Raw genomic sequence first — 24,622 nt, 5'->3', positions numbered from 1 at the left:
CTTCCGAAGAATGTGCATTGGAAGACCAATCATTTTTAATTAACTTCGCACAATAAAAAAAGTTTAGTAGTCCATGACCAGTAAAGAGATACGTGAAGCTTATTTAAGTTTTTTCAAAAGTAAATCCCATCAAATTGTTCCTTCGGCACCCGTCGTTGTAAAAAATGATCCGACTTTGATGTTTACCAATGCGGGGATGAACCAGTTTAAGGAGTATTTTTTAGGTGAGGCGCAGGCCAAATATACACGTGTGGCTGACACACAACGCTGTTTGCGCGTGTCTGGCAAGCATAACGATTTAGAGGAGGTAGGTATTGATACCTATCACCATACTTTATTTGAAATGTTAGGCAACTGGTCATTCGGAGATTACTTTAAAAAGGAAGCGATCAGTTGGGCTTGGGAACTACTCACTGATGTTTACCAACTAGACAAAGACCGTCTATATGTGACGATCTTCGAAGGTGACGAAAAGGAGGGCTTAGGGCGTGACGATGAAGCATTCGACTTTTGGAAGGCGTTGATCCCGGAAGATCGTATTCTGTTGGGCAATAAGAAAGATAATTTCTGGGAAATGGGTGAAACAGGCCCCTGTGGACCTTGCTCGGAAATACATTTTGACATGCGCAACGATGCTGAACGCCAGCAGGAGCGCGGTCAGGATTTGGTGAATGCAGACCATCCGCAGGTGATTGAAATCTGGAATTTGGTGTTTATGCAATTCAACCGCCTGAAAAATGGTTCGTTAGAACCCTTACCAGCAAGGCACATCGATACCGGTATGGGATTTGAACGCCTGGTACGTGCCATTCAAGGTAAGACGTCCAACTACGATACAGATGTATTTCAACCTATCATTCAATATATCGCCGAACGTTCCGCTATTCAATATGGTGCCGATGAAAAAACGGATATTGCAATGCGTGTACTCTCGGATCATATCCGTGCAGTAAGCTTTGCGATAGCAGATGGTCAATTACCTTCCAACAATAAAGCAGGTTACGTTATCCGCCGAATCTTGCGTCGGGCAGTGCGCTATGCTTATACATTCTTAGGCTTTAAAGCGCCCTTCCTTAACGAACTTGTTCCTTTGTTAGCAAAACAATTTGAAGGCGTTTTTGATGAATTGATACAACAGCAAGGTTTTGTACAAAAAGTGGTATTGGAGGAGGAGGTGTCTTTCTTGAGAACCCTCACCACGGGCATACAGCGTTTTGAAAACTATGCTGTTGACCATACAGCGGTAGATGGCGATTTTGCTTTTGAGCTTTTCGATACTTTTGGGTTTCCAATAGATTTAACAGATTTACTGGCTCGCGAGAAAGGACTCCATGTTGATATGGATGGCTTTCAAAAGGCGCTTCAGCAACAAAAAGATCGCTCCCGCGCAGCTACCACAATTGATACCGGGGATTGGGTTTCGGTGCAGGAAGACGAAGAAAGTATGTTTGTAGGCTACGATACCTTGGAAGCGACTACCCAAGTGCTGAAATATCGTAAGGTTACAGCGAAAGGCAAAGACCAATACCAACTTGTTTTATCCGTAACGCCGTTCTATCCTGAAGGTGGTGGGCAAGTGGGAGACACCGGGATTTTACTTTCTGAATCGAACGATAAAGTCATCATTCAAGATACGAAAAAGGAAAACGGGCTTATTGTTCATTTGGTGAATGAACTTCCTTCTGTTTTGGAAGGCGATTTCAAAGCCACCGTAGATAAAGACAAGCGTGTTGATACGGAAAGCAATCATTCGGCGACGCACTTGCTCCATGCTGCGTTGAAGGAGGTGTTGGGAGATCATGTCAACCAAAAAGGTTCATTGGTTAACGCTGATCTTTTACGTTTCGACGTTTCGCACTTTGCCAAGATTACAGCCGAAGAGATTAAGCAAGTGGAGGATATTGTGAATGCCAAGATACGTCGGAACATACCTTTGCGAGAAGAGCGGATGGTGCCATTCCAAGAAGCTCTTGATGCCGGCGTAACGGCACTGTTCGGTGAAAAATACGGCGATTATGTAAGGGTGATAACATTTGAAAACGGCTTTTCTAAAGAGCTTTGCGGTGGTACACACGTTCCTGCTACCGGACAAATTGGCTTTTTCAAGATTACATCGGAATCGGCGGTAGCAGCTGGTGTGCGCCGTATTGAAGCCATCACCGGCACCCATGCTTACGCCGTGATTCGCGAACAATTTGAACTGGTTAGTAAGATGCGCGAGTTGCTAAACAACCCAAAGGATTTTGTATCGGCAATGGGCAAAGTGATTGAGGAAAACAGTGGGCTGCGCAAGGAGATAGAAAATAGCATCCGCGAGCGCTCTTTAGCTTTGAAAAAAGAGCTGGAAGCTAAGTTTGAAACTATTGGAACGGTGAACTTTTTAGCTGTTCAGGTAGATTTGCCCAATGCGGATGCGGTGAAAACATTGGCGTACGCGTTGAAGGGACAGATGGAAAACTTGTTCCTCGTGTTAGGTGCCGACTTCGATGGTAAGCCCAACCTGACCGTAGCTATATCGGATGAATTGGCGAAGGAGCGAGGCTGGAACGCAGGTAATATTGTGAAAGATCTAGCGAAAGATATTCAAGGGGGCGGTGGTGGACAGCCGTTTTTTGCGACTGCCGGTGGAAAATTGAGCAGCGGTTTAGCCACAGCAATAGCACGGGCAAAAGACTTTGTAAAATAGAAGAAACGATGAAAGGAATTTTAGGTGCATGGTTAATCGGGATAGCGACACTCTGGGGATGCTCAAATAAAGAAGTTATCCATGTCTCTGGACATATTGATAACCCTGGTAACGTAAAAGTAATTGCCTTTTATGAAGGTGACCGGAAATTAGATTCGGTATTTTTAGCTGATGGTAACAAGTTTGCTTTTGAAAGAGAAGCTACGCAGCCTCGACTACTATCGTTGGCTGTGGGAAACAACAAATACCCTATTATATTAACACCAGGGGAGAAGTTAACTTTTACCGCGGATATGCATCAACCAGAGGACTATCAGGTAGAGGGATCTGAACTCACGGAAGCACTGAAAGATTTTGCGCCATTTAAAAGGCGGAAAGAATTTGTGCAAGACTCTTTGCAGGGGGCGTTCGCAAAAGCTACGCTAAACAAATCCGCTGAGGAAATCGAGAGCCTACGCTTCGACTATTTAACGGAATTCAAATCAAAGCTAGCGTTGTACACGCGACAGGCTGTGGCATTTGCGAATGAACATAAGAATCTGGCGGGCTTTTACGCGATTAGCACCCTTGATCCGGAAGTCGCAGAAGCAGAAATCGTGGCCTATGCTGATGAAATCGAGGATAAATTTTCGGACAATAGATATGTAACGCAATTTAAAGAAGAGACGAAAAAGTTGAAACGTCTGGCTGTTGGTCAACCCGCACCAGAAATTACGTCCTTCACGCCTACAAATAAAGCCGTAAAGCTGTCCGAGTTTAAAGGTCAATATGTGTTGGTAGACTTTTGGGCATCGTGGTGTGCCCCATGCCGCCAAGAGAATCCTAACATTGTAACTCAATACAATACGTTTAAAGATAAGGGTTTCACGGTGCTTGGGGTATCGTTAGATAATAATCCGGGCAGCTGGATGCGAGCGATACAGGAAGATAATTTGGGATGGACGCAAGTTTCTGATTTACAGGCTTGGAAATCACCTTTGGTGACAGATTATCGTATTAAGGCGATTCCAACGTCCTATCTTCTTAATCCGAAAGGGGAGATTATAGCCAAGAATTTACGCGGTAAAGAACTGCAGCATTTCCTGGAGAAAACATTAAATTAAATTTTATGTTTAACTAGTGTTAAGTATTAACAATTTGATAACGTTGCTTTAACTTTATTTTACCATTTAGTACATAATTTAGCAAAAAAACAGCAATGAGCGCCAATCAAAAAATACTAGTGGTAGATGACGAGCATGATATCGTTGATTTAATATCTTATAATCTTACCAAAGAAGGGTATCAAGTTTACCAAGCCCACAACGGCAAAGAAGGTATAGAGATGGCCAAGCAAGTCAATCCTGATTTAATCATCCTTGATGTCATGATGCCAGAAATGGACGGTATCGAAGCCTGCAGATTAATGCGTTCAATGCCCGAATTTAAGCACACCTTTATGGTTTTCTTAACGGCACGTAGTGAAGAGTATTCTGAAATTGCAGGGTTTAACGTAGGCGCGGATGATTACATTGCAAAGCCAATAAAGCCACGAGCTTTAATGAGCCGTATTAACGCGATATTGCGTCGCAATACCACAGAAGCCGAAATTAGCAGTAGCGATAAATTGGAAATTATGGATTTGGTAATCGATCGTGATTCCTTTTTGGTATACCGCGATGCTGATCGTATAACGCTGGCGAAAAAGGAATTCGAACTGCTTTACCTATTGGCTTCCAAGCCAAATAAAGTTTTTACTCGTGAGCAGATATTGAAAGCGATATGGGAAGATTCCGTTGTGGTAACCAATCGTACAATCGACGTACACATCCGAAAATTGCGCGAAAAAATTGGAGAAAACTATGTCTCTACAGTAAAAGGTGTAGGCTATAAGTTTGAGTTGAACTAATTTCATACAGATCTTAATAACGAAAGGTAAGCATGACGCTTGCCTTTTTTGCTATATATAAATCTCATTAGACGGTTTTATCTCACTAACACTCATTTTCCACCTATTTGTGTAATTAGGTAATTTTCTTTAAGACTATTTTAATATTGTTCTTATGAAATTTTAAGACCGAACCTTTAGTTTGCGTGTGGTTTAGTTACTTATCACATCCGGTATATGGTTTCCGTCGAAAAAGTATTGGCAAGTGCTATAATTTGCCTTCCCCTATTATTAAATGCGCAAGAGTCTTCTTTTGAAATAGCTACAGATACGTTAAAATCCTTCAAAATACAAGACGTTGAAGTTTCTTCAAAATATTACAAAAAGTACAATCCCAAGCAGATGTCTGAAGGTTTGCGGTTAGAGACTTCGCTATTGAAACTCCCCCAGAATATCCAAGTATTGGATGGCGAAGTTTTTCGCGATCAAGCAATCAGTAATTTAAATGAGAGCGTTACCCGGAATGTAAGCGGAACATTCCGCGAAGAATTACACAACGGTATTTCTCCTGATATTTACTCGCGGGGCGGCTACATCAGTGCACAGCGAAACGGTGTAGACTTACGCCCCTTAGGAAAGGGACCTATTGGAGATGATGTAGCCATTATTGATCGTGTCGAATTCCAGAAAGGCCCCAGCGGCTTTATGAATGCCATGAGTGATCCATCCGGTTCATTTAACATCGTTACGAAAAAGCCCACAGGTGAAACTCGACGACAAGTGGATTTTCTTACAGGTAGCTTTGGCCTATTGCGAGCTGCTGTGGATTTGGATGGGCAAGTGGACAAGGCTAATAAACTTCAATACCGCTTAAATGTAATGGGTATGAAGAGCAATGGTTTCTTGCAGCATGATCGTAATAATCGCATTCTTTTCGCTCCTTCGCTGAAATACAAACTGAACGATCGATCCTCAATTACAGCGGAATATATTTACCAGCAATTGAATTATTTACTCCTTAGCGAAGCGCAAATGTCACCCTACGGATTCGGAACGCTACCACGAGATTTTACTATCACAGATCCTAGTATACGCCCGTTTGTGGGCAACGACCACAATATATTTCTGACCTATCAAAATCGTTTCAGCGATAGCTGGCAGCTCTCAACGAGGCTTGCCTATATCAATAGCAGATACAATGGTACTTTGTTTTGGGTGAACGGAACAAATCCAGATAACATTGATATCCTGGACCGAAACCTGGTTTTCGATTCGAGCAAATATGGTGTCTTCTCGGCACAAACATATGTTAATGGTCGGTTCAAGACTGGAGCAATTTTGCATAATATGGTCATGGGTGTCGATATTAACAATAAATCTTCTCGCAGTCTTGACAGTTGGGGAACGGCCACCTCCGTTTATCCGCTCTCTATTTCGAATCCTATTTACGCAGGTACGGTTATGAACAATGGCGTGGGAGGAGACTTCACCTCGGAAAACGACCTTTCTACCGAAGGGAACCGCATACATAGAACGATGTTTTACGCCTCTGCCTATGCAATGGACGAAATGTTATTTTTCAACGAAAAATTGCGTGTCTCATTGGGCTTAAGATTGACGGCTTCAAATGGACAATCAAACGATTATGGTGCGGAAACGGAAACTAACGATGTGGTGTTGACACCTCGATTTGGCGTGAATTACATGCTGGATGCGCAGACGGCACTTTACTTTTTGCACGACCAAAGCTATCTTCCACAATCTGGAATTTCTGTAAATGGAGATGCATTGAGACCGTTAAGGGGCATAAATTATGAAGCCGGCTTAAAACGCGACTGGATGGATGGAAGATGGAATACGACACTTGCCGTTTATCATATTCAGCGAAACCGATTGATCACGCCAGACCCCGTTTCTAATTTGATGTTGCAAACAGGAGCGAGCGTATCAAGAGGTGTCGAATTTGATATGAAAGGACAGTTGGCCAAAGGATTGAACGTAGTAGTAAATTACGCATATACCGATTCGAAGATTACGGAAGATGAATTAAATCCGGAAAACATTGGCCTTCCGACGATAAATCGTGTGAACCATATTCAAAACACCTGGCTCAACTACCTATTGCCCTTTAAGAAATTAAATGGTTTTACCGTCTCGGCTGGTTACCAATTACTCTCGGGCAGGAGCGAACGCATCATTTATAGTCATGCTGAGCCTATGAAAGATCTTTTTCGATTGGATGTGGGCGCTGGCTGGAGCAACGAAAAATATCGTATTAATTTGATCGTGAATAATGTGCTCAACGATAAACTGTATTCAACAGCTTGGCGGAATACAGCAGGTGATATGTATTATTGGGTTCAGTTGCCACCAATCCATGCCAGGCTATCATTAGGTGTAAATCTATAAAAGGTTAAAAGATGAAAAAAAGAATGAATGTGGCTGTTGTGCTCTTGATTGCAGCGATAGCAGTTGTAGCAGCGAGCTGTACAGATCCGGCGGCGCAACGAGCAAAAACAAGCGGAATGGTATCTGTCGTAGATGCGTCGGGTGAACAAATTGCCCTAGATAAGCCAGCAGAACGCATCGTATGTCTCTATGAGCCCGCGCTCGACGCGATATATATGTTGCACGCTGAGGACAAAATTGTGGGGGTGTTTAACGATGTATATGTAAGTGAGGAGCTGTTTCCGTATTATGGAAGTATGGATAATCGAATTTTGGAGAAAAGATTGCCCTCCTTTGGAATGGGCAATACGGCGAATTTAGAGCAGATAATCGCTGCGAAGCCAGATTTGGTTGTGGCGTATGCCGCTCACGAAGATTTAATCAATGCGCTTCGACAAGCGGGACTAACGGTCTACGCGGTTAAGGCTGAACTGTATGACGATGTTTTTAAAACGGTGCAGGACATGGCTACCCTCACTGGCACAGGTGAGCGAGGAGCAGAGTTGGTTTCGTTTGTTAAACAGGAAATTGTGAAAATGCAGGAACGTGTAGACTCAAACCAAACAAAAAGACGCGTGTATTTCGCCTGGGCATACGGACGCGTTTTCTCCACAACTGGAACCAACAGTATGATGCACACCTGCCTCACGATGGCCGGCGTTGAAAATGTTTGTCCATTTGACGTGGATCAACCTAATATTAGTGCCGAAACGCTTATTCACTGGAATCCAGATATGATTGTCATGTGGAATGATAGTCCGACCATATTTTACGAAAAGAAGGAGTTCGCAGGAATACGTGCGATTCAGGACCGGCAAATTTTCAACCTCCGTCCCATGTTTCTCTACAATCCGCACACGCTAAAAGCACTGTGTACCGCTGCCGCGATAAACCATTGGGCTTATCCCAATACGGAGATGGATTTACAACCTCTCATAACAAACGTCCTTACCAAGCTCTACGGAAAGGAGAAAGCAGATAGGCTTGCTGAGCAATGGTAAAGTCTGTGAGCATTTTTTTGCTACTTAGCTTCGTTGTCTATATTAACTTTGTGCGTTAGTGAATTTTACACAATCTTCGGTAGGAGACTAAAAGTATAATAAAAAAAGCGAACCTTTTACAGCTCGCTTTTTTTTGTACCCAGCGCCGGAGTCGAACCGGCACATCCGAAGATATTGGTGTTTGAGACCAACGCGTCTACCAATTCCGCCAGCTGGGCTTGCTGTTATCCTTGTTTGACGTTGCAAATATAGAAGTTGTTTTATGTAATCCAAAATATATTATGGATGTTTCTGTAAAGTGGCTGATTTTTAACCTATTTATTTTTGTTCATCCTGCAGAGGAGATAATTGTGTGCGGTTTGAATCCATTAACATAATTTAACGACCGTTAATTTAAACGTTTGTCTATCTCAGCGATCTATCCTTTAAAAGTAACAAGAAATATATTTTATTAAACGAATAAGCATATGAAAAAGATCCTATCATTAGCCATACTGTTTTCAGGAATCAGTTTAGCAACATTTGCACAGGAACAACAAAGCGCAGAGCGTTCAGTTCGGAAAGAGCGGAAACATGTGCGCCATCAGCGGCATGCGGAAAATCGCAATCCGGAAGAAATTGCAAAAATGAAAACCGAGCGGTTAGACAAAGAACTAAAATTCACAAACAAACAGCGCAATGAAGTGTATGCCATTCAACTGGAACAGGCCAAACGACAGTTGGCGCACCGCGACACGATGAAAGAAATGCAACAAAAATGGCGAGAAACATCAAAAGGGATGCATCAAGAGATGGCTAACGTGTTAACTGCCGAACAGCAGGAATTGTTGAAAGAAAAGATGGCCGAAGGAAGAAAGCAAAAAGTGATGCGCAAGCCAGGTGGATTTAAAGGAAAAAGTAAAACAGATGTGATGCCACAAAGCGATAGCAATGTGGCCGGATAGCGGTAAGTGTTAAGTTTTATGTTTAGATGATGGAAGGGGGCAGGACACCCCCTTTCTCTTTTATAAATCTTTAATGATTTGCGCTATCAGCGGATATGTATTTTCCCTCACGATGTCCAGATCATCCTTACTGATCCAACGTGCATCTGTTATATCTTCCTCGAGCTGAGGAATAAGATCAGGAGATTTGTTAACCCCCATGTCATACCATTTCGTTTGCTTAAGCACAAACTTCCCACGCATCACATAGGTGTGGTAAGTCGTATGCAATTTTTTTCCCAGGTAGTTCACACGGATACCACATTCCTCTTCAACCTCCCGGAGGGCGGCATCCCGCATCTTCTCGTTATCCTCTACTTTCCCTTTTGGCAGATCCCACTTTCCTAAACGGTGTATAAACAAGTATTCGCCATCACCATTTTTTACAATACCGCCAGCAGCTTTAATGATATTGCTTTTTTGCAAAAGACTCTTAAAAACCCGCTCTGCATCAGGATGTACGTAGAGGTAAGTGATGCCTTTGGTCGCCTTATTTTTCGAGGCTTGGAAAAGTTTTTCGAGGTCAATATCTTGTAAACCAATTGTTTGGACAATATGTAGTTTTTTAGGTACAAATTCAGCTAAAATTAGCTGAGATTCGTTCATATAAATTTTATAAATTTGTGCCATGAATAATTTAAATGAGGTTGAACAAAAAGTTGCAGAATCCTTATTGCAAATTAAAGCAATAAAATTACAACCTAAAAACCCTTTTACATGGGCGTCAGGTTGGAAGTCTCCAATTTATTGTGATAATCGTATTACCTTATCATACCCCGCTATCCGAACGTATATCCGTCAAAAACTTTCCCAGCTTATCCAAGAAGAATTTGGAACAGTAGAAATGATTTCTGGCGTTGCCACGGCTGGGATTCCGCAGGGTGTGTTAGTCGCACAGGATTTGGGTTTACCGTTTACCTATGTGCGCAGCAGTGCGAAAGGTCATGGTCGTCAAAATTTGATAGAAGGTGAAATCGTGAGTGGCCAGCGTGTCGTTGTGATCGAAGACCTCATTTCTACGGGAAAAAGTAGTTTACAAGCAGTTGAAGCGTTGCGCGAAGCAGGTTGTAATGTGGTGGGGCTTGTGTCTATCTTTACCTATGGATTTGACGCTGCGATCAATAATTTTGCCGATGCAAAATGCCCGTTTTTCAGTTTGTGTAATTATGATGCACTTATAAAAGTGGCTGTAACAAATAGCTATGTGCTTGAATCTGATGTAGCCTTATTGGAGCAATGGAAAAAAGATCCATCTGCTTGGACAGGAGAATAATTCTTAAATCATATCGCGTATGACTATCATCCAAAATACTATTGATATCAATAAGCCCGTTGCAGAGGTTTATGCATTTTTGGCAGACTTGAATAACCATGAGCAGTTGATGCCGGAAAATATTTATAATTGGACATCAACCACTGATGAAGCCAGCTTCACAATCAAGAACATGGCGAAGCTAGCACTAAAGATGAGTCAGCGCATTGAAAACAAAGAATTAGTTTGTGTACCTACGACAGAAACTCCATTTGCTATGACATTGCGTTGGAAACTGGCCGAGAATAGCGATAACCAAACGAATGCCACCTTTGTCATAGAAGCAGAGTTGAATATGATGATGAAAATGATGGCGTCCGGCCCCTTGCAAAAACTTGTCGATCATCAAGTAAATACGTTAAAACAAATTATGGGCTAGCCCAAGAGGTGCAAAATTTACCGGCCGAAGTCTGTTCTAGACTCCGGCTTTTTTGTGCAGCATAACACGAAGTATTCCTTCAGACCTCGGAATAGTAGCTGCTTAACGTAAAATTTTGAAACAATTAAAAGGTATCGTTAAAGACCTTACTTGTACGTGAGAATAGTGTCATTAATTTCAAGCCGATAAGATAACACCAAAAGAGTTTTGTATTTTTGTTGTTCAAGTATTTTAGCAATCTTTAGTAGATGGAATTAAAATTAAAACGGCCGTTGGCCTTTTTCGATTTGGAGACTACGGGTGTCAATATAGCAACTGATCGTATCGTTGAGCTCTGCGTATTAAAAGTATCGCCAGATGGAGGAGAAGAAGTGTTGACAATGCGTATCAATCCAGAGATGCCTATACCCGCAGAATCTTCTATGTTTCACGGTATTTATGACGAAGATGTTAAAGATCTAGGGCCGTTTCGTACACGCGCTGCGGAAGTTCGTGATTTCATTGCTGACGCTGATTTGGCAGGCTACAACTCTAACAAATTCGATGTGCCGATGCTGATGGAAGAATTTTTACGCGCAGGCATTGATTTCTCACTTGAGGGGCGTGCATTCGTGGACGTGCAGAATATATTCCATCAGATGGAGCAACGTACGCTGAAAGCGGCCTACAAATTTTATTGCGACACAAACTTAGACAATGCCCATACAGCGGAAGCGGATGTTCGTGCCACCTTCGAGGTGTTGAAAGCGCAATTATCGAAGTATGAAGGAATAGCTTTTGAAGATAAACACGGCAACGTTTCTACGCCCGTAGTGAATGATGTGGACGCCTTGCATAAGTTTACGAACTTAAGTAATCCGGTTGATTTCGCAGGCCGCCTCGTGTATGACGAAGACGGAGACGCTTGTATAAACTTTGGCAAGCATAAGGGCAAAAAGGTTACGCACGTTTTTGAGGTAGAGCCGAGTTACTATGCTTGGATGCAAAACGGCGATTTTCCCTTGTATACAAAGAAGGTATTGGAACGTCTTTGGAACGACTTCAGAAATAAGAAGAAAGAGGAGAAGGTCTCAACTGTTAATGTTGATGATAAAAAGAAAGAAATAAAAAAAGAGCAAAATCCTAAACCTGAACAAAAAGCAAAGCCGATAACATCGGATATGCTAAAACAGCTTCAGGGTAAATTTGGTAAATAAAAAAATAATACATGACAAATACGGAAGAATTAGAGCATTTAAAATGCCTGATAATTGGTTCTGGACCTGCAGGATATACGGCTGCAATATACGCTGCTCGTGCAGATATGAAACCTGTAGTGTATACAGGTATTGTCCCTGGCGGACAACTTACGCAGACTACAGAAGTAGATAACTTTCCTGGCTATCCACAAGGTATCACAGGACCTGTAATGATGGAAGATTTGAAGGCACAGGCTGAGCGGTTCGGTACAGACGTACGCTTTGGTTACGCAACTAAAGTAGAGTTTTCTGAAGAAGGTGCTGTACACAAGGTACAGATTGATGGCTCCAAGTGGGTCAGCGCAGAAACTATTATCATTGCAACAGGAGCTACTGCAAAGTGGTTGGGTCTTTCTTCTGAGGAAAAGTATAATGGCTTTGGTGTATCTGCGTGCGCCGTGTGTGACGGTTTCTTTTTCAAAGGACAAGACGTTGCGATAGTCGGCGCTGGAGATACCGCCGCTGAGGAAGCAACGTATCTTGCGAAGCTATGTCGCAAGGTCTATATGCTCGTTCGTCGCGATGAATTCCGTGCGTCGAAAGCAATGGTGCATCGCGTCAATAATACCGCTAACATAGAGGTGTTATATAATACCGAGACCGAGGAGATTTTAGGTAATGAACAGGGCGTCAATGGCGTTCGTGTTGTAAACAATGTAAGTGACGAAAAACGTATTTTGGATATTACCGGATTTTTTGTGGCTATTGGTCATAAGCCAAATACGGAGCTCTTTCAAGGTGTATTGGAGATGGATGAGACAGGCTACCTAATTACTCGTGCGGATAGTACTGCTACGAATATATCTGGGGTGTTCGCTTGTGGAGACGTGCAGGATCATGTCTATAGACAAGCAATTACTGCAGCTGGAACCGGATGTATGGCTGCACTAGAAGCTGAACGCTATCTAGCCGCCAAAGAAAGTGGCGAATAATAGCGAATCAAAACAATAAAGCAAAGCGAGCTGTCGTCCGACATCTCGCTTTGTTTTATCTATGAATTGAACCTCCTTTTGGCGGCAGCTTATAATCGTGAATGAAAGCGAACTTACTAGCGCCTCCCTTTCCACCACACCTCCCTTATCTATTAAACCTATATAACCTCAAACTGCTTTAAGGCATTCCAAATACCATCATCGTCGACATCAGTGGTTACATAGTCGGCAATTTCCTTTACTTCTGGATTTGCATTGCCCATGGCTACTCCGAGTGCAACGTGCTTAAGCATAGTGATATCGTTACCTCCATCTCCAAAAGCCATCGTTTCTGAAATAGCAATACCAAAATGTTTGCAGAAAATATCGATGCCCACTTGTTTACTCTGTCCTTTCGGATTTACATCGGCAAACAGCGGTGTCCAGCGTGATGCCACAGAATTAGGCATAATCGCGTCCATAAATCCTTTTTCATCCTCCGGTCCTAAAAAGATATTAGTCTGCAGTACGCTGTTTACGTCTACATTTTCCAGATCGACCAGCGGAGGGACAGGCAAGTTTAAATGCGCGTACATTCCAGCGATCTCCGGTGTCACGTCGTAGATTGTGATCTCCTTTTCAGACATAAATGAAAAGCTTAGCGGCTGCTTTTTCGCATAGTCCAATACGGCTTGTATGTCTATAGGATTTAAGGCTTGCCGGAAAAGTACTTCGCCCGTAGTGGTCAGACAATAACCGCCGTTAAATGTGATAAACCCATCAAAGTCGAGGTGCTTGATATGATCAATGCTATTGATGGAACGCCCGGTGGAAACGATAACTTTTATGCCTTTGGCCTGAAGTAGTTTGATTGCCTCTTTGGTCGATGCTGGTACTTCATGTGTCTTAAAACTGAGAAGTGTACCGTCGATATCAAAAAAAACGGCTTTTATTGTAGGATACTGCATAAAGCAAATCTACTGAAATCGAAAGCATTGATCAACAAAAATACAGCAAACCGTACAAAAATTAGATTACACAAAGCAAATATCGTTCTACCTCCCTATCCGCAAATACGTATCTTTGCAATCCGGAAACGTTTTATTATATGGACAATCATAGCGCATTTATCACCGATCTTTCTGAAGCCATAAAAAATGGCGACTTTGTTAAGTTATCCCTAGGTAACTACAAAGGGGAGCAAATAGCGCTCAAAAATATCTATGTCAAGTTAGTTATTATAAAGCGACTGTTTATGCTATCCTTCACCTACCGTTATCAAACTAAGGACATTACAAGAAACTACGCGGTAGCGGATGGAATTGCAGAGATAGAAAAGCTTTTAGGCAAGGATAATTTCCGTGCTGCAACGCTCTTCACTCCATCTTCCAATGTTGTTTGTCAACTGAGTAATCGCGGAGAATGGCTCACGCGTAAAGAGAAGTCTACTGTAAAAAAAGAAGTTTCACGGAGCCATGATGTGCCCAAAGCAAGAAAGCTCCAAGAAGGAACCAAGCGCTATCTACAGGAGTTACGCCTGACCGACGGCGAAGGTAAGGTTTTCAAAAACATGCAGGATAAGTGGAAACAGATAAATCACTATATCGAAATCTTAAGTAGTATGTTGCAAGACCTTCCTGCAAATGAGAAGCTGCGTGTGGTTGATATGGGCGCGGGCAAAGGTTACCTAACTTTCGCACTTTATGACTATTTAAAAAATGTCCTTCATCGCGATGTAGCAATTACCGGAGTGGAATATCGAGGTGATCTTGTCGAGTTTTGTAACGACGTTGCGCAGCGAGCCGAGTTCGATGGCTTGTCGTTTATAGAGGGAACTATTGATTCGTACGAGCCTCAGCAAGAATTAAATGTATTGATTGCCTTGCATGCTTGCGATACAGCAACAGACGATGCTATTGCTAAAGGTATTAAAAACAATGCAAATCTAATTGTGGTAGCTCCTTGCTGCCATAAGCAGATTCGGCGGGAAATGGAAAAAGCGAAGGCTAAAAATGAATTCGATTTTCTGTTGAAGCATGGCATATTCCTAGAAAGACAGGCAGAAATGCTCACGGATGGATTACGAGCTTTATGGATGGAGTATCATGGTTACCAAACCAAAGTTTTTGAATTTGTATCGGATGCGCATACGCCAAAAAATGTATTAGTGGTCGGTGTAAAGAAAGCTATTAACCCCGCCGTACAAGCGGATATAAAATCTAAGATTGAAGAAAGTAAACGTTATTTCGGAATCGGTTATCACTACTTGGAACGACTGTTGCTCATTTAATAAAAGCGTTATCAAAACAATGATCCATTACAACCGAAAATTTTCTAAAGCATCGTCCGTGCTCGAAGCGAAATAAATAAGTCTGCCTGAATTACTCTCGCGAATGAAGTCTTGTAAACTGTTGGAAGTAATCAACTCCCAGTTCCCTACGATAGCTAGTTTTACCCGATAATTGCTGAACTTTTGTAAGATCTCCCCAGCAAGTTTTGTTTTCAGATCAAAAAATTCCGCGACGAGATGCTCTCTTTTCAAAATGACGCCTTCATAACCTAGGTAATATATTTCCCCTATGAAATCCGTTCCTGACTCTACATCATGTATCACTAGGGAATCACTTGCTATAACTGCAACACGTTTTTGATTGACAAGGTGCTCAATAATATTCATAGCGTTAAAGCTACACAATTCTCTACAAACCTAACTTCACGCCTGCATAATAATTTCGTGGTGGTGCGGGATTAAAGAACCGATTGCCGAAAGCATTGATGTCATTTCCCAAACTGTACCGCTCATTCAACACATTATCAACACCAACAAAGAATTGAAGCGCGGATGTATTCCTTAAGGGAATGTCGATCCCTGCCTTTGCTTGTATGAGATTATATTTCTCGGCATAAAAAGTATTCGCATCGTTCAACGGCATTCGTGACACGTAATGGTGAAAAAGATTTACGAAGACCCCTTGAGGGAAACGCATTTGAATCGTGTTAGCAATTGTCCAATCGGGCACGGCCGTCATGCTATTTCCACTAAAATCATCCTCGCCGTTTACATATTCTCCAAATTCGTAAAAATTGCGCGCTACAGCAGCTTGATAAGTTAAACTCTTTAGAAAACGATTACTCGATGGCTCTATGAGGTAGCCTAAAAATGTCGCCTCTAATCCTTTCTGATCCATCTCGCCTGCATTAACATAGTACTCTGCCCCGTTGTCGCGCAGCTGTCGCACGATACCATTTTTCATTTGGTAGCTGTAGGCCGAGAGGTCTAGGACAAATCGCCTGTTAGTAGCCTCCATTCGAAAACCCAATTCATAGTTTGTGCCTGTCTCGGCATCCAGATCCAGGTTGATGCTGTTATCAGACGAGCGAACTTCCGCCAATGTGGGGGCGGAATATCCTTTTGAAATCGAACCCCGAAAGGCTAGCTGTTCATGCAAGGTGTAAGATGCTGCAACGCGCGGCATCCATATGTTTCCGAAATCAATATTGCCGGTGTTGATGTCTGTAACGGGAAAATGTCGTGTAAAATCTATTTTCGCATTGTTTAGACCAAGAGAACCTTCAACGGTTAGGTTTTGCCAAAACGTAGCGGAAGCCCTGTAAAAAAAACTTGATTGTAGGTTCGTTAGATCATCCCGGTACTGCACATCACTAACTCGGCCGCCGTCATTATCAAAATTATTAATCTTATTCCATCCTTTTTGTCCTTCGAAACCGAGCTGCATCTGCCACATAAAATCTTCGTTATCTTCATCCACAAAAGAGAAGAATGTGCGCAAACCTAAATTTTTCTCTGATCGTATTTCGTAATTGGTGATAAATGGATTCTCGAAATCAGTATTCGATCCGAATACGCTTACCGAGTGAGAAAGCTTTTTATTTATTTTTGCGTGATGAGCAATCCCTCCATAAAAGGTCTTATTGTAAATTCCAGCTTGCTGTTCGCTCGCCCCCGGGTTTGGGCCTGCGGCGGGCCTTGCTTGTCTAGGATTCTCCTGCATTTGCGCTTCCGTTAGTCCTCCCGGTGTGCGGTAGCCAAGGTCTGTATACAGTAAAAACAGTTGGAGACTGTTTGTGGCATTGTAGTTCCACTGATGCGCCGTTTGAAACGTCTTTTTATTAAGTGCGGTATTTTCGCGATAGCCGTCTGATCGGGTAAAAGATTGATCAAAAGAAAAGGAATAGGTGTCGGTGACCTTTTGTTGTAGCGAAAGTTGCTGTTGGAATAGACCGTATGACCCACCAGATAGCAAAAGCTCGCGCCTGTTGTCTGAATGGTCAAAACCTTTCGGCTTAATACGAATAACCCCTCCTGAGTTTGCTCCATATAATGAACCATCAGGCCCTTTCAGCACATTTACCGATGCGATGGCTGCAGGGTCAATCAGGTTAAGGTAAGTGTTTCCGCCAGCGTCGGTTAATGGAAACTCGCCGACGTAGATTTTCGTATTCCGTATGCCAAACGGTGATCTTATTAAGCTGCCGCGCATCGCCAGTCTATAACTGCCGGGAGAACGTTCCTCCATACGGAGTCCTGCTATGGTATTTATGGCAGGTAGCAGAGTTGTTGTCTGTTGGCTTTGTATCTGCTGCGCATCAATCGATTGCCCTGAAGCTGTAAGACCAAGTAATGGTTGTTCCCGAAAATAAGCGTGGATGGTCACTGGTTTCAGGGTAGTGGTGTCATTTTTTACCTGCGCAAACACGGCAAGGGAAGGAGCGGTCAATAAGATCATTACCGGTATAAGAAAGAAGGAAGAGCGCATATAACGAAGTTTGTGTGTATATAAGTAAACGCCAAATGACGTCGATGGTTGTGAAGGTGTTTATTTTAAAGCTTTACGGGCTGTCATATACATTTAGAAGGCTTCGTTAAGACCTAGGAAAAGGCCGCGCTGCCCGAACCTTCCGAAAGCGTAGTCTATACATAAGTTTGTTCGTGTAGCTTTATTGAACAACACGCGAAGTCCCGTGCCGGCAGCCGGTTGCCACCTTTGAAATAATTTGGTGCCTAATCGGTCATCTGCTGTCTGTATATTGGCAAATACTACACCGCTGAGGAATTGATTACGAAGAATAGGGTACCGGTACTCCACTTCCGAATAAAAGAAGGAGTTTCCTTTGAAATATCCGGCCGTATAACCCCGCCCTAAGCGTGAATAGGTGTCGCGCCCGGTTCCCGGCAGATCCAGATAGGCCAGTTGCCCTGAAACATTATAAGAACCCCAGTGCCAAAATGCTAAAACATGGTTTGGTCGCGTACTGGAAAGCGACCAATATTTACGGAAATCTGTTTGCAGCTGGTAAGAAGCCTTGGCGCTACCCATCCATGGTTGACTCATCCGTAATATAACATCGGTATAGGTGCCTTTGTATGCACTGTTTGGGTTGTCTCGCGTCATATATTGCCAACTAAACATGAGCCCGTTATTGTTGTAATTTCTTGGATTATAGCCGGTGAGATCACTGTAAACATCCAGCGGGGTGGTCTCGTATTCTCCTAGAGTTCTGATATTTCGCTTTAACTCCACGAAAACGCCTGCGCCGACATACATGCCCGGAGAAAGGCGCTTGTAAAGACGCTCATTGAAGCTATAAACGGTGTACTGATTGGTGTAGCGGTTTCTGTCTGGATTATTTAACACTTCTTCTTCGGGAATATCGGTAGGTATTGTGTTTCCCATGCCCATCCCGTAATCTAAAATGACCATTTTAGCGATGACTAAACCGCCTTTCAAATTCCATTTGTTTTGTTTCGTGTACGTGTCATGCGAAAAGTATCCCACCATAATGCCCCGAGTGGTATAACTCAGCGCCGTAGCAAAGGTGGACATTGCGGTGGTTTCCCGGTCGCCCAAATAGACACCGCCCACGACTTTAGCACCAATTTGGAAACCAATACTAGGATTGTAATTTATATTCGGAAGGATAGAGATTCCAGACCTCTTCCCCCGTACTCTTTTTGAAGTGTCGCGCCGTACAAAACGACTCACATCCCTAAACCCATCACCGATGTCATACAGATGTTCGAAATAGTGGACTGTATCTTTTGCTTTGTTCGTAATGGTGTCTTTGATGATGATCTTCTGCGCTGCGACCTGTAGGATAGTGGTAAAGAAAAAGAGAACGATTAGATAACTTCGCATGTATATGAATTCCTTTTCAACGTTTAACAATGACGGGATATACTTGTTTGCCAATATAACATTTTTTAACCGTTCCTTTCGTTAGAAATTGTTCTGTATTTCCAGATATTGGAAGACCCGCTTCACGGTCAATGTCTGTAAATATTTTGAGACGACAGGCAGCGGCAGGCTAAATTGTTTTCCATTGAACGACTTGCAAATGTGATCGCGCAGAGGAGACAGCACGTAGTTTGCAGCCTCAATTAAGGACGTTTTGTTGGACGATTTGTTCAAATTTAGCAACCTCTTTATTCAGCTTCTAATAATTGCTTTTCGTGCAGTTCGAAATATTCACCGCCAGATGCCATCAACTCGTTATGCGTGCCCTGTTCAATAATTTTACCCTGATCCAATACTAGAATATGGTCTGCATTCTTGATCGTTGAAATGCGGTGCGCGATGAAGATTGTCGTTTTATCCCTCATGATCCGCCCGAGATTATGCAGTATCTCTTCTTCTGTTTTGGTGTCAACCGCCGAAAGGCAGTCATCAAATATTAATATTTGCGGATCTTTTATCAATGCTCTGGCGATGGATACGCGTTGCTTTTGTCCGCCGGAAAGAGTGATGCCGCGCTCCCCGATGGCCGTCTGGAAGCCTTCGTCAAAATCCATAATATTGTCATAGACGGCCGCATCTTTCGCCGCTTGTTCCGCTTTGCTCAGGTCCAATTTATCTTGACCGAAAGCAATGTTATTCGCGATGGTGTCAGAAAAAAGAAATACCTGTTGCGGAACGAAGCCAATCTGCGAACGCAATTGTTCCGTTTTTAAATCTTGAATCTGCATGTCATCGTAGTAAATATGACCGGCATCTGCATCATACATACGCAAGAGCAGATTTGCCAAGGTAGATTTCCCAGAGCCTGTCTTTCCGATAATAGCCAGCGTCTTGCCTTGCGGTATTTGGAAAGAAAGGTTGTCTATTGCCTTTATACCCGTCTCCGGATAGGTAAAACTCAGGCCTTCCACACGGATATTGCCTTGCAAAACCGTATCGATAGTGCCATCTGGAATTTCCGATGTCGTTTTCAGAAATTCATTGATGCGCTGTTGAGATGCAGCGGCACGCTGAAACAACGAAGTAACCCAAGCCAGTGACATAGCTGGAAAGGTGAGCTGATTCACGTATAAGATAAATTCTGCGATGTTACCTCCGGTGATAGTCCCGTTATTAACTTCTATACCGCCCACATATACCGTTATAATCGTGCTAAATCCTATAAGGAAGATAATCAGCGGAAAAAAGATAGCTTGAACGCGTACCAAATCAAGAGATACACGATTGTAAACATTACTCTCTTCGGCAAATACATCCATCTTTTGTTGCTCGCGTGTATAGGTTTTAATCACACGGATTCCTGAAAAGGTTTCCTGCACAAAAGATGATAGGGTGGAGAGTTGGCGTTGTATCTTCTCGCTGCGGTGGTTGATAACTTTGTTGACATACAGAATGATTACCGAAAGCACCGGAATGGGCAAAAGTGAGTAAGTTGCTAATTTCGGGTTGACATCATACATAGCGTAAATGACCATGATGGATAATACCACCGTGTTGATGGCATACATAATTGCGGGACCTAAGTAGTTCCTTACTTGGTTGACGTCTTCTGTCGCGCGATTCATCATATCGCCCGTATTATTTTTTCGAAAGAAGGAAAAGTCTAATTGCTGGTAATGGTTGTAAATTTCGTTCTTGAGGTCATACTCAATATGGCGGGAAGTTAAAATGATCGTTTGGCGCATGAAAAATAGAAAGATACCGCGTAGCAAAGCAAGTACCAGTACAACGACACCAAAGAAAAGCAAGCTACTTCCAAAAACTTGGTAAACAAGCTCTTGGCGATCGAAACCGTCGTATAAGCGATAGAGGTCGATATTTTCCTTCACGAGATCAAAAGCCTCGCGGATAACCTTTGCAGGTAATATCCCAAAGTAGTTGGAAATAATAACAAACAATACGCCTGGGATCAGCTTCCAACGATATTTATAAAAATATTTATTTAGATAAGCGAGCTCTTTCATCAGCGACAAATGTAAGGGTAAAATTTCAAATAAGGCCGCCAAAAAACATGCGCTAGTGTCAACATATTGCAATTGTATAAATAAAGCAGATTATAGAAATTGGGTGCAAGAAATATTTCCTACTTTTGCAAAAGTTATTGGTAAGCACAGGCATTAATATACTATGGCGGCAAGCAATTCAGTTTTCGAGAAGATGGGCGTTTCCGGCCATCAAAATTTATTCTTTTGTCATGACCAGGCGGTGGGATTGCAGGCTATTATTGCTATCCATGATACTACATTAGGGCCGGCAATAGGCGGTGTACGCATGCTTCCCTATGAGTCGCTTCCCGAAGCGATTGATGACGCCCTGCGGCTTTCCGAAGCCATTACCTACAAAGCTTCGCTAGCTGGTCTTAATTTGGGAGGCGGTAGTGCTATTATCATTGGTAACAATCGCACGGATAAAACGGAGGTGTTGATGCGTCGCTTTGGTCAATTTGTGGAAGGGCTAAATGGAAATTTCATCGCCTCTACGGATATCGGCACTACGCAAAAAGATTTAGAGTATATGCTGTCCGAAACGCAATATGTTGCCGGTTTGCCAGCTTCTTTGAATGGTGGAGGCGACACCACGTTGTTTGCTGCTCGTGGAGTTTTCTACGGTATAAAAGCGGCAATAAAAGAACTGTATGGCGATGACAGCCTTGCCGGACGAAAAGTCGCGGTGCAGGGTGTTGGTAGCGTAGGCGAACAATTGGTGGGCATGTTGCGCGCCGAAAATGCTCGTGTTTATGTTTCGGATATGACGGAAGAGCGCAAGCTTAAGATCGCTGCAAAATACAAAGCAGAACCTATTACCTACTCAACAAGCTTCGAACTGGACGCTGACGTTTACGCCCCCTGCGCGCTAGGTGGAACCGTAAACCCAGAGACGGTGCCACGCATGCGGTGTAAAATTATTGCTGGATCAGCAAACAATCAGTTGAAAGAAGAGGAGCTGACTAACAAATTATTGAAGGAACACAACATCCTGTATAATCCAGATTTTTTAATCAATTCTGGAGCGCTAATAAGTTGTTATTCGGAAATAGAAGGTTACGGCAACGAACGCACAGAAGCATTGGTCAAAAATATATATAATGCCACACGAAATGTCATTCAGCGATCGAAAGAAGAAAACATCACGACCTTTGATGCTGCAAAACAATTGGCAGAAAAGCGTATCTTTGACATCAAAAAGTTAAAAAGATAAATGGAGCTGGCGTTGTAAACGTCGGAAGCTCCGTGTAATAACAAGTATAATACGTTCTTATTTATATACAATCGTTCTTTAATTGAATTATGCTTAACAGAAGGCACCTGCGGGTGAAAGTAATGCAAACGCTTTATGCGTTCAGTTTATCAGAGGATAAACAAGTGAGAGATTTTGAGAAAGCACTGCTTAAAAGTGTAGATGAGGTGAACCAGATGTATATCTGGACATTAAACCTACTGGATGAGGTGGCAGAGTATGTGTTGATCGATGCCGAGGGCCGCGCTAATAAATTTCTACCGACGGAGAAAGATAAGATTTACACAACGAAACTCAATAACAACAGCTTTATAACGTCTCTTCGTCAAAATCGCTCCTATCTGGAAAATGTCAAGAAGTACAATGTGTCTTGGGCTTTCGATCCGGAAATTGTTCGATCAATTTTTGCGCAGCTTAAAGAGTCCGAAGAGTATCTTGCATACCTGAAGCAGGAAGATCAGTCCATTGCTGGTGAAAAAGATATTATCAAATTCATCTTCAAAAAAATTGTATTAAAATCTACTGAAATAGATCAGGTTTTTGATACAAAGTTTATCAACTGGACTGTAGACAAAGAAGTTTTACAGGCGATGATTGCCAAAACTTTCAAAAATTTCAGCAGCGAAAACCCCGTGCAAAACAAATTGGCTGACCTGACACCAAGTTGGGATGAGGATAGCGAATTTATCATCGATTTATTGAAACACACGATCCGCTATGGCAAGGAATACCAGGAACTGATTTCGCAAAAAACGAAAAACTGGGAAGCTGATCGTATCGCCTTGGTTGATACCTTGCTCATGCGAATGGCCATTTGTGAGTTAGTGAATTTTCCGACCATCCCTGTTAAAGTGACGATCAACGAGTATATTGAGCTATCTAAAGCATTTAGTACAAATAAGAGTAATACTTTTATCAATGGTATTTTGGATAAAATTCTTGCAGATTTATCGCAAGATGGACGCATTCAAAAACAGGGGAGAGGACTCAAAGATTAATTTCTTGAAATAGACAAATAGAGCTTCGGTTCACAAAACAATAAATGAATATGAATATGTTGAAAACGTTTTTTTTCTGCGTTGCGGCATCCGTACTTGTTTCTTGTGGTAACGCAGGGACAAAGGAGAATGCGGTTAGCGATAGCGTACCTGCCAACGAAAGCAACGCTTCTGGCACAGGCAAGATAGAATTTGCTGAAGCGGCTTTTGATTTTGGACAAGTCAAAGAGGGTGAAGTTGTAGAACACATTTACACGTTCTTAAATTCAGGCACATCACCTGTTATTCTTTCACAGGTATCTGCATCTTGTGGTTGTACGACGCCATCCTATACGCAAACACCTATTCTTCCGGGAAAATCTGGCGAGATAAAAGTGAGCTTTGATAGCAATGGTCAGGTAGGTAAGCAGCAGAAAATTGTGACTGTGGTTTCAAATGCAGAAAACAACGTGACAACAATTCAGTTGAAAGGTGAAGTGCTAAAGAAATAACGAACGCCATATAATTGGTTTTTGAGTTATTATTTATTACTTCCAATTTTTGACTTTTTAATTTATCACTTTTAACTTTTCACTTTTTAATTTTGACTTTTTAATTTAAAACATGATTACAACATTATTACAAGCAGCACCGGGTGGAAGCAACTTAATGAGCTTTTTGCCAATGATCTTAATTATCGTAGTTTTCTACTTCTTTATGATCAGACCCCAGATGAAGAAACAGAAAGATCATAAAAAATATATTGAGGAGTTAGGCGTTAACTCGAAAGTTGTTACCAACGCAGGTATCCACGGCCGCATTGTTGAAGTGAGTGAAACTACGTTTTTGGTTGATGTAGGATCAGGCGTCCGCATCCGTTTTGACAAGACCGCTATTGCTTTAGATGCTTCGAGAGCAGCGAACAACGAAACCGTAAAAAAGTAACTAAATAAAGTTTTAGAGATAGGGCAACCCAAGGGTTGCCTTTTTTTATAGCTGAAAGCAGCGTTTCACGGTGCGATGATCGCGCTTTGCCGCGAACAATGGTGTGCACAGGCGCATAATAGACGCATAGGTAGCACGGGGTTTTAGAGCACTAGGATACAGGAATAGGGAGCAATCTCCGATCCTGGTATTAAAACGCACATATAAGCAATACTGTCTCTGTACAGGTGAGCGATTAAAGCTATAATAAACCTGGAGCAATCTTATAGTAGCCAAAAGACGATATACGCACGATTAAATAGCCAAAACTTGGAGATATGTACATGAAACATTTACCTTTGTCTTTATGGCTCAACCTCGGATCAGCAAGGCAAAACGGAG

Annotated in this window: 21 protein-coding genes and 1 tRNA gene; 15 read left to right on the top strand and 7 right to left on the bottom strand. The window is 42.4% G+C overall.

The genetic code is table 11. The features are described 5' to 3' along the window. Positions 1-73: 73 nt before the first annotated feature. The 5 genes from alaS (at position 74) to DI53_RS02600 (ending at position 8,002) form a co-directional block, all read left to right on the top strand. Positions 74-2,686, top strand: coding sequence for an alanine--tRNA ligase (gene alaS, locus DI53_RS02620; RefSeq protein ID WP_037495036.1), 2,613 nt, complete (start codon positions 74-76; stop codon positions 2,684-2,686). 8 nt (positions 2,687-2,694) lie between these two features. Further along, a complete protein-coding gene (locus tag DI53_RS02615) occupies positions 2,695-3,789 on the top strand; it encodes a TlpA family protein disulfide reductase (RefSeq protein WP_037495034.1) in 1,095 nt (364 codons plus the stop codon). A 95-nt stretch (positions 3,790-3,884) separates the two neighbouring features. Then, complete coding sequence (locus tag DI53_RS02610) at positions 3,885-4,574, top strand: response regulator transcription factor (RefSeq protein ID WP_037495031.1); 690 nt, start codon at positions 3,885-3,887, stop codon at positions 4,572-4,574. A gap of 216 nt (positions 4,575-4,790) precedes the next feature. Further along, positions 4,791-6,962 carry a TonB-dependent siderophore receptor gene (locus DI53_RS02605; RefSeq protein ID WP_052071981.1) on the top strand — a complete coding sequence of 724 codons (2,172 nt, stop codon included), beginning with the start codon at positions 4,791-4,793 and terminating at the stop codon, positions 6,960-6,962. Positions 6,963-6,973: 11 nt separating this feature from the next. Continuing rightward, on the top strand, positions 6,974-8,002 hold the full coding sequence (locus DI53_RS02600; RefSeq protein WP_052071980.1) for an ABC transporter substrate-binding protein: 1,029 nt from the start codon (positions 6,974-6,976) through the stop codon (positions 8,000-8,002). Positions 8,003-8,138: 136 nt separating this feature from the next. On the opposite strand, the gene DI53_RS02595 is transcribed toward DI53_RS02600, so the two are convergent. After that, a tRNA-Leu gene (locus tag DI53_RS02595) sits at positions 8,139-8,220 on the bottom strand. 249 nt (positions 8,221-8,469) lie between these two features. Between DI53_RS02595 and DI53_RS02590 the strand changes: the two genes are divergently transcribed. Continuing rightward, positions 8,470-8,946, top strand: a complete 477-nt coding sequence (locus DI53_RS02590) for a hypothetical protein (protein ID WP_037495029.1) — start codon at positions 8,470-8,472, stop codon at positions 8,944-8,946. A 60-nt stretch (positions 8,947-9,006) separates the two neighbouring features. Here DI53_RS02590 and DI53_RS02585 read toward each other — a convergent pair whose 3' ends face one another. Beyond that, positions 9,007-9,591, bottom strand: coding sequence for an NUDIX hydrolase (locus DI53_RS02585; RefSeq protein ID WP_241462356.1), 585 nt, complete (start codon positions 9,589-9,591; stop codon positions 9,007-9,009). 22 nt (positions 9,592-9,613) lie between these two features. On the opposite strand from DI53_RS02585, the gene pyrE reads away from it, so the two are divergent. From pyrE to trxB, 4 genes are all read left to right on the top strand, one after another. Continuing rightward, the gene (pyrE, locus tag DI53_RS02580; RefSeq protein WP_037495025.1) at positions 9,614-10,258 is read left to right on the top strand and encodes an orotate phosphoribosyltransferase; all 645 of its coding nucleotides are present in this window, start codon (positions 9,614-9,616) and stop codon (positions 10,256-10,258) included. A 19-nt stretch (positions 10,259-10,277) separates the two neighbouring features. Next, on the top strand, positions 10,278-10,676 hold the full coding sequence (locus DI53_RS02575) for an SRPBCC family protein (protein ID WP_037495023.1): 399 nt from the start codon (positions 10,278-10,280) through the stop codon (positions 10,674-10,676). Positions 10,677-10,924: 248 nt separating this feature from the next. Then, positions 10,925-11,872, top strand: a complete 948-nt coding sequence (locus tag DI53_RS02570) for a 3'-5' exonuclease (protein ID WP_037495021.1) — start codon at positions 10,925-10,927, stop codon at positions 11,870-11,872. A gap of 11 nt (positions 11,873-11,883) precedes the next feature. Next, entirely contained in the window at positions 11,884-12,846 is a 963-nt protein-coding gene (gene trxB / locus DI53_RS02565) for a thioredoxin-disulfide reductase (RefSeq protein ID WP_037495019.1), read from the top strand. Between the two features lie 158 nt (positions 12,847-13,004). On the opposite strand, the gene DI53_RS02560 is transcribed toward trxB, so the two are convergent. Then, the gene (locus DI53_RS02560; RefSeq protein ID WP_037495017.1) at positions 13,005-13,793 is read right to left on the bottom strand and encodes a Cof-type HAD-IIB family hydrolase; all 789 of its coding nucleotides are present in this window, start codon (positions 13,791-13,793) and stop codon (positions 13,005-13,007) included. A gap of 140 nt (positions 13,794-13,933) precedes the next feature. On the opposite strand from DI53_RS02560, the gene DI53_RS02555 reads away from it, so the two are divergent. Continuing rightward, positions 13,934-15,115: a class I SAM-dependent methyltransferase gene (locus tag DI53_RS02555; protein WP_037495014.1), complete on the top strand. Its 1,182-nt coding sequence runs from the start codon at positions 13,934-13,936 to the stop codon at positions 15,113-15,115. A 27-nt stretch (positions 15,116-15,142) separates the two neighbouring features. On the opposite strand, the gene DI53_RS02550 is transcribed toward DI53_RS02555, so the two are convergent. From DI53_RS02550 to DI53_RS02535, 4 genes are all read right to left on the bottom strand, one after another. Continuing rightward, entirely contained in the window at positions 15,143-15,502 is a 360-nt protein-coding gene (locus DI53_RS02550) for a DUF4180 domain-containing protein (protein WP_037495011.1), read from the bottom strand. A gap of 22 nt (positions 15,503-15,524) precedes the next feature. Further along, complete coding sequence (locus DI53_RS02545) at positions 15,525-17,603, bottom strand: TonB-dependent receptor (protein ID WP_037495008.1); 2,079 nt, start codon at positions 17,601-17,603, stop codon at positions 15,525-15,527. A gap of 93 nt (positions 17,604-17,696) precedes the next feature. Then, entirely contained in the window at positions 17,697-19,037 is a 1,341-nt protein-coding gene (locus DI53_RS02540; protein WP_241462355.1) for a BamA/TamA family outer membrane protein, read from the bottom strand. Between the two features lie 233 nt (positions 19,038-19,270). Further along, positions 19,271-21,046: an ABC transporter ATP-binding protein gene (locus tag DI53_RS02535; RefSeq protein ID WP_037495002.1), complete on the bottom strand. Its 1,776-nt coding sequence runs from the start codon at positions 21,044-21,046 to the stop codon at positions 19,271-19,273. A gap of 163 nt (positions 21,047-21,209) precedes the next feature. On the opposite strand from DI53_RS02535, the gene DI53_RS02530 reads away from it, so the two are divergent. The 4 genes from DI53_RS02530 to yajC all read left to right on the top strand — a co-directional run bounded on the left by DI53_RS02530 (position 21,210) and on the right by yajC (position 24,241). Beyond that, complete coding sequence (locus DI53_RS02530) at positions 21,210-22,280, top strand: Leu/Phe/Val dehydrogenase (RefSeq protein ID WP_037494999.1); 1,071 nt, start codon at positions 21,210-21,212, stop codon at positions 22,278-22,280. A gap of 89 nt (positions 22,281-22,369) precedes the next feature. Next, complete coding sequence (gene nusB / locus DI53_RS02525) at positions 22,370-23,317, top strand: transcription antitermination factor NusB (RefSeq protein WP_037494996.1); 948 nt, start codon at positions 22,370-22,372, stop codon at positions 23,315-23,317. Positions 23,318-23,373: 56 nt separating this feature from the next. Then, the gene (locus DI53_RS02520; RefSeq protein WP_241462354.1) at positions 23,374-23,808 is read left to right on the top strand and encodes a DUF1573 domain-containing protein; all 435 of its coding nucleotides are present in this window, start codon (positions 23,374-23,376) and stop codon (positions 23,806-23,808) included. Between the two features lie 112 nt (positions 23,809-23,920). After that, positions 23,921-24,241 carry a preprotein translocase subunit YajC gene (gene yajC, locus DI53_RS02515; protein WP_037494992.1) on the top strand — a complete coding sequence of 107 codons (321 nt, stop codon included), beginning with the start codon at positions 23,921-23,923 and terminating at the stop codon, positions 24,239-24,241. Positions 24,242-24,622: the final 381 nt, after the last annotated feature.

The organism is Sphingobacterium deserti (assembly GCF_000757725.1).
Lineage (GTDB): Bacteria > Bacteroidota > Bacteroidia > Sphingobacteriales > Sphingobacteriaceae > Sphingobacterium > Sphingobacterium deserti.
This window is presented reverse-complemented; position numbering and strand designations above follow the sequence as displayed.

Coding starts and splice junctions, on each gene's coding strand:
- DI53_RS02535 (WP_037495002.1), bottom strand. CDS start 21,046: ATGAAAGAGCTCGCTTATCTAAATAAATATTTTTATAAATATCGTTGG.
- DI53_RS02550 (WP_037495011.1), bottom strand. CDS start 15,502: ATGAATATTATTGAGCACCTTGTCAATCAAAAACGTGTTGCAGTTATA.
- trxB (WP_037495019.1), top strand. CDS start 11,884: ATGACAAATACGGAAGAATTAGAGCATTTAAAATGCCTGATAATTGGT.
- DI53_RS02555 (WP_037495014.1), top strand. CDS start 13,934: ATGGACAATCATAGCGCATTTATCACCGATCTTTCTGAAGCCATAAAA.
- DI53_RS02575 (WP_037495023.1), top strand. CDS start 10,278: ATGACTATCATCCAAAATACTATTGATATCAATAAGCCCGTTGCAGAG.
- DI53_RS02530 (WP_037494999.1), top strand. CDS start 21,210: ATGGCGGCAAGCAATTCAGTTTTCGAGAAGATGGGCGTTTCCGGCCAT.
- DI53_RS02545 (WP_037495008.1), bottom strand. CDS start 17,603: ATGCGCTCTTCCTTCTTTCTTATACCGGTAATGATCTTATTGACCGCT.
- DI53_RS02605 (WP_052071981.1), top strand. CDS start 4,791: ATGGTTTCCGTCGAAAAAGTATTGGCAAGTGCTATAATTTGCCTTCCC.
- alaS (WP_037495036.1), top strand. CDS start 74: ATGACCAGTAAAGAGATACGTGAAGCTTATTTAAGTTTTTTCAAAAGT.
- DI53_RS02615 (WP_037495034.1), top strand. CDS start 2,695: ATGAAAGGAATTTTAGGTGCATGGTTAATCGGGATAGCGACACTCTGG.
- DI53_RS02590 (WP_037495029.1), top strand. CDS start 8,470: ATGAAAAAGATCCTATCATTAGCCATACTGTTTTCAGGAATCAGTTTA.
- nusB (WP_037494996.1), top strand. CDS start 22,370: ATGCTTAACAGAAGGCACCTGCGGGTGAAAGTAATGCAAACGCTTTAT.
- DI53_RS02585 (WP_241462356.1), bottom strand. CDS start 9,591: ATGAACGAATCTCAGCTAATTTTAGCTGAATTTGTACCTAAAAAACTA.
- yajC (WP_037494992.1), top strand. CDS start 23,921: ATGATTACAACATTATTACAAGCAGCACCGGGTGGAAGCAACTTAATG.
- DI53_RS02560 (WP_037495017.1), bottom strand. CDS start 13,793: ATGCAGTATCCTACAATAAAAGCCGTTTTTTTTGATATCGACGGTACA.
- pyrE (WP_037495025.1), top strand. CDS start 9,614: ATGAATAATTTAAATGAGGTTGAACAAAAAGTTGCAGAATCCTTATTG.
- DI53_RS02610 (WP_037495031.1), top strand. CDS start 3,885: ATGAGCGCCAATCAAAAAATACTAGTGGTAGATGACGAGCATGATATC.
- DI53_RS02600 (WP_052071980.1), top strand. CDS start 6,974: ATGAAAAAAAGAATGAATGTGGCTGTTGTGCTCTTGATTGCAGCGATA.
- DI53_RS02520 (WP_241462354.1), top strand. CDS start 23,374: ATGTTGAAAACGTTTTTTTTCTGCGTTGCGGCATCCGTACTTGTTTCT.
- DI53_RS02570 (WP_037495021.1), top strand. CDS start 10,925: ATGGAATTAAAATTAAAACGGCCGTTGGCCTTTTTCGATTTGGAGACT.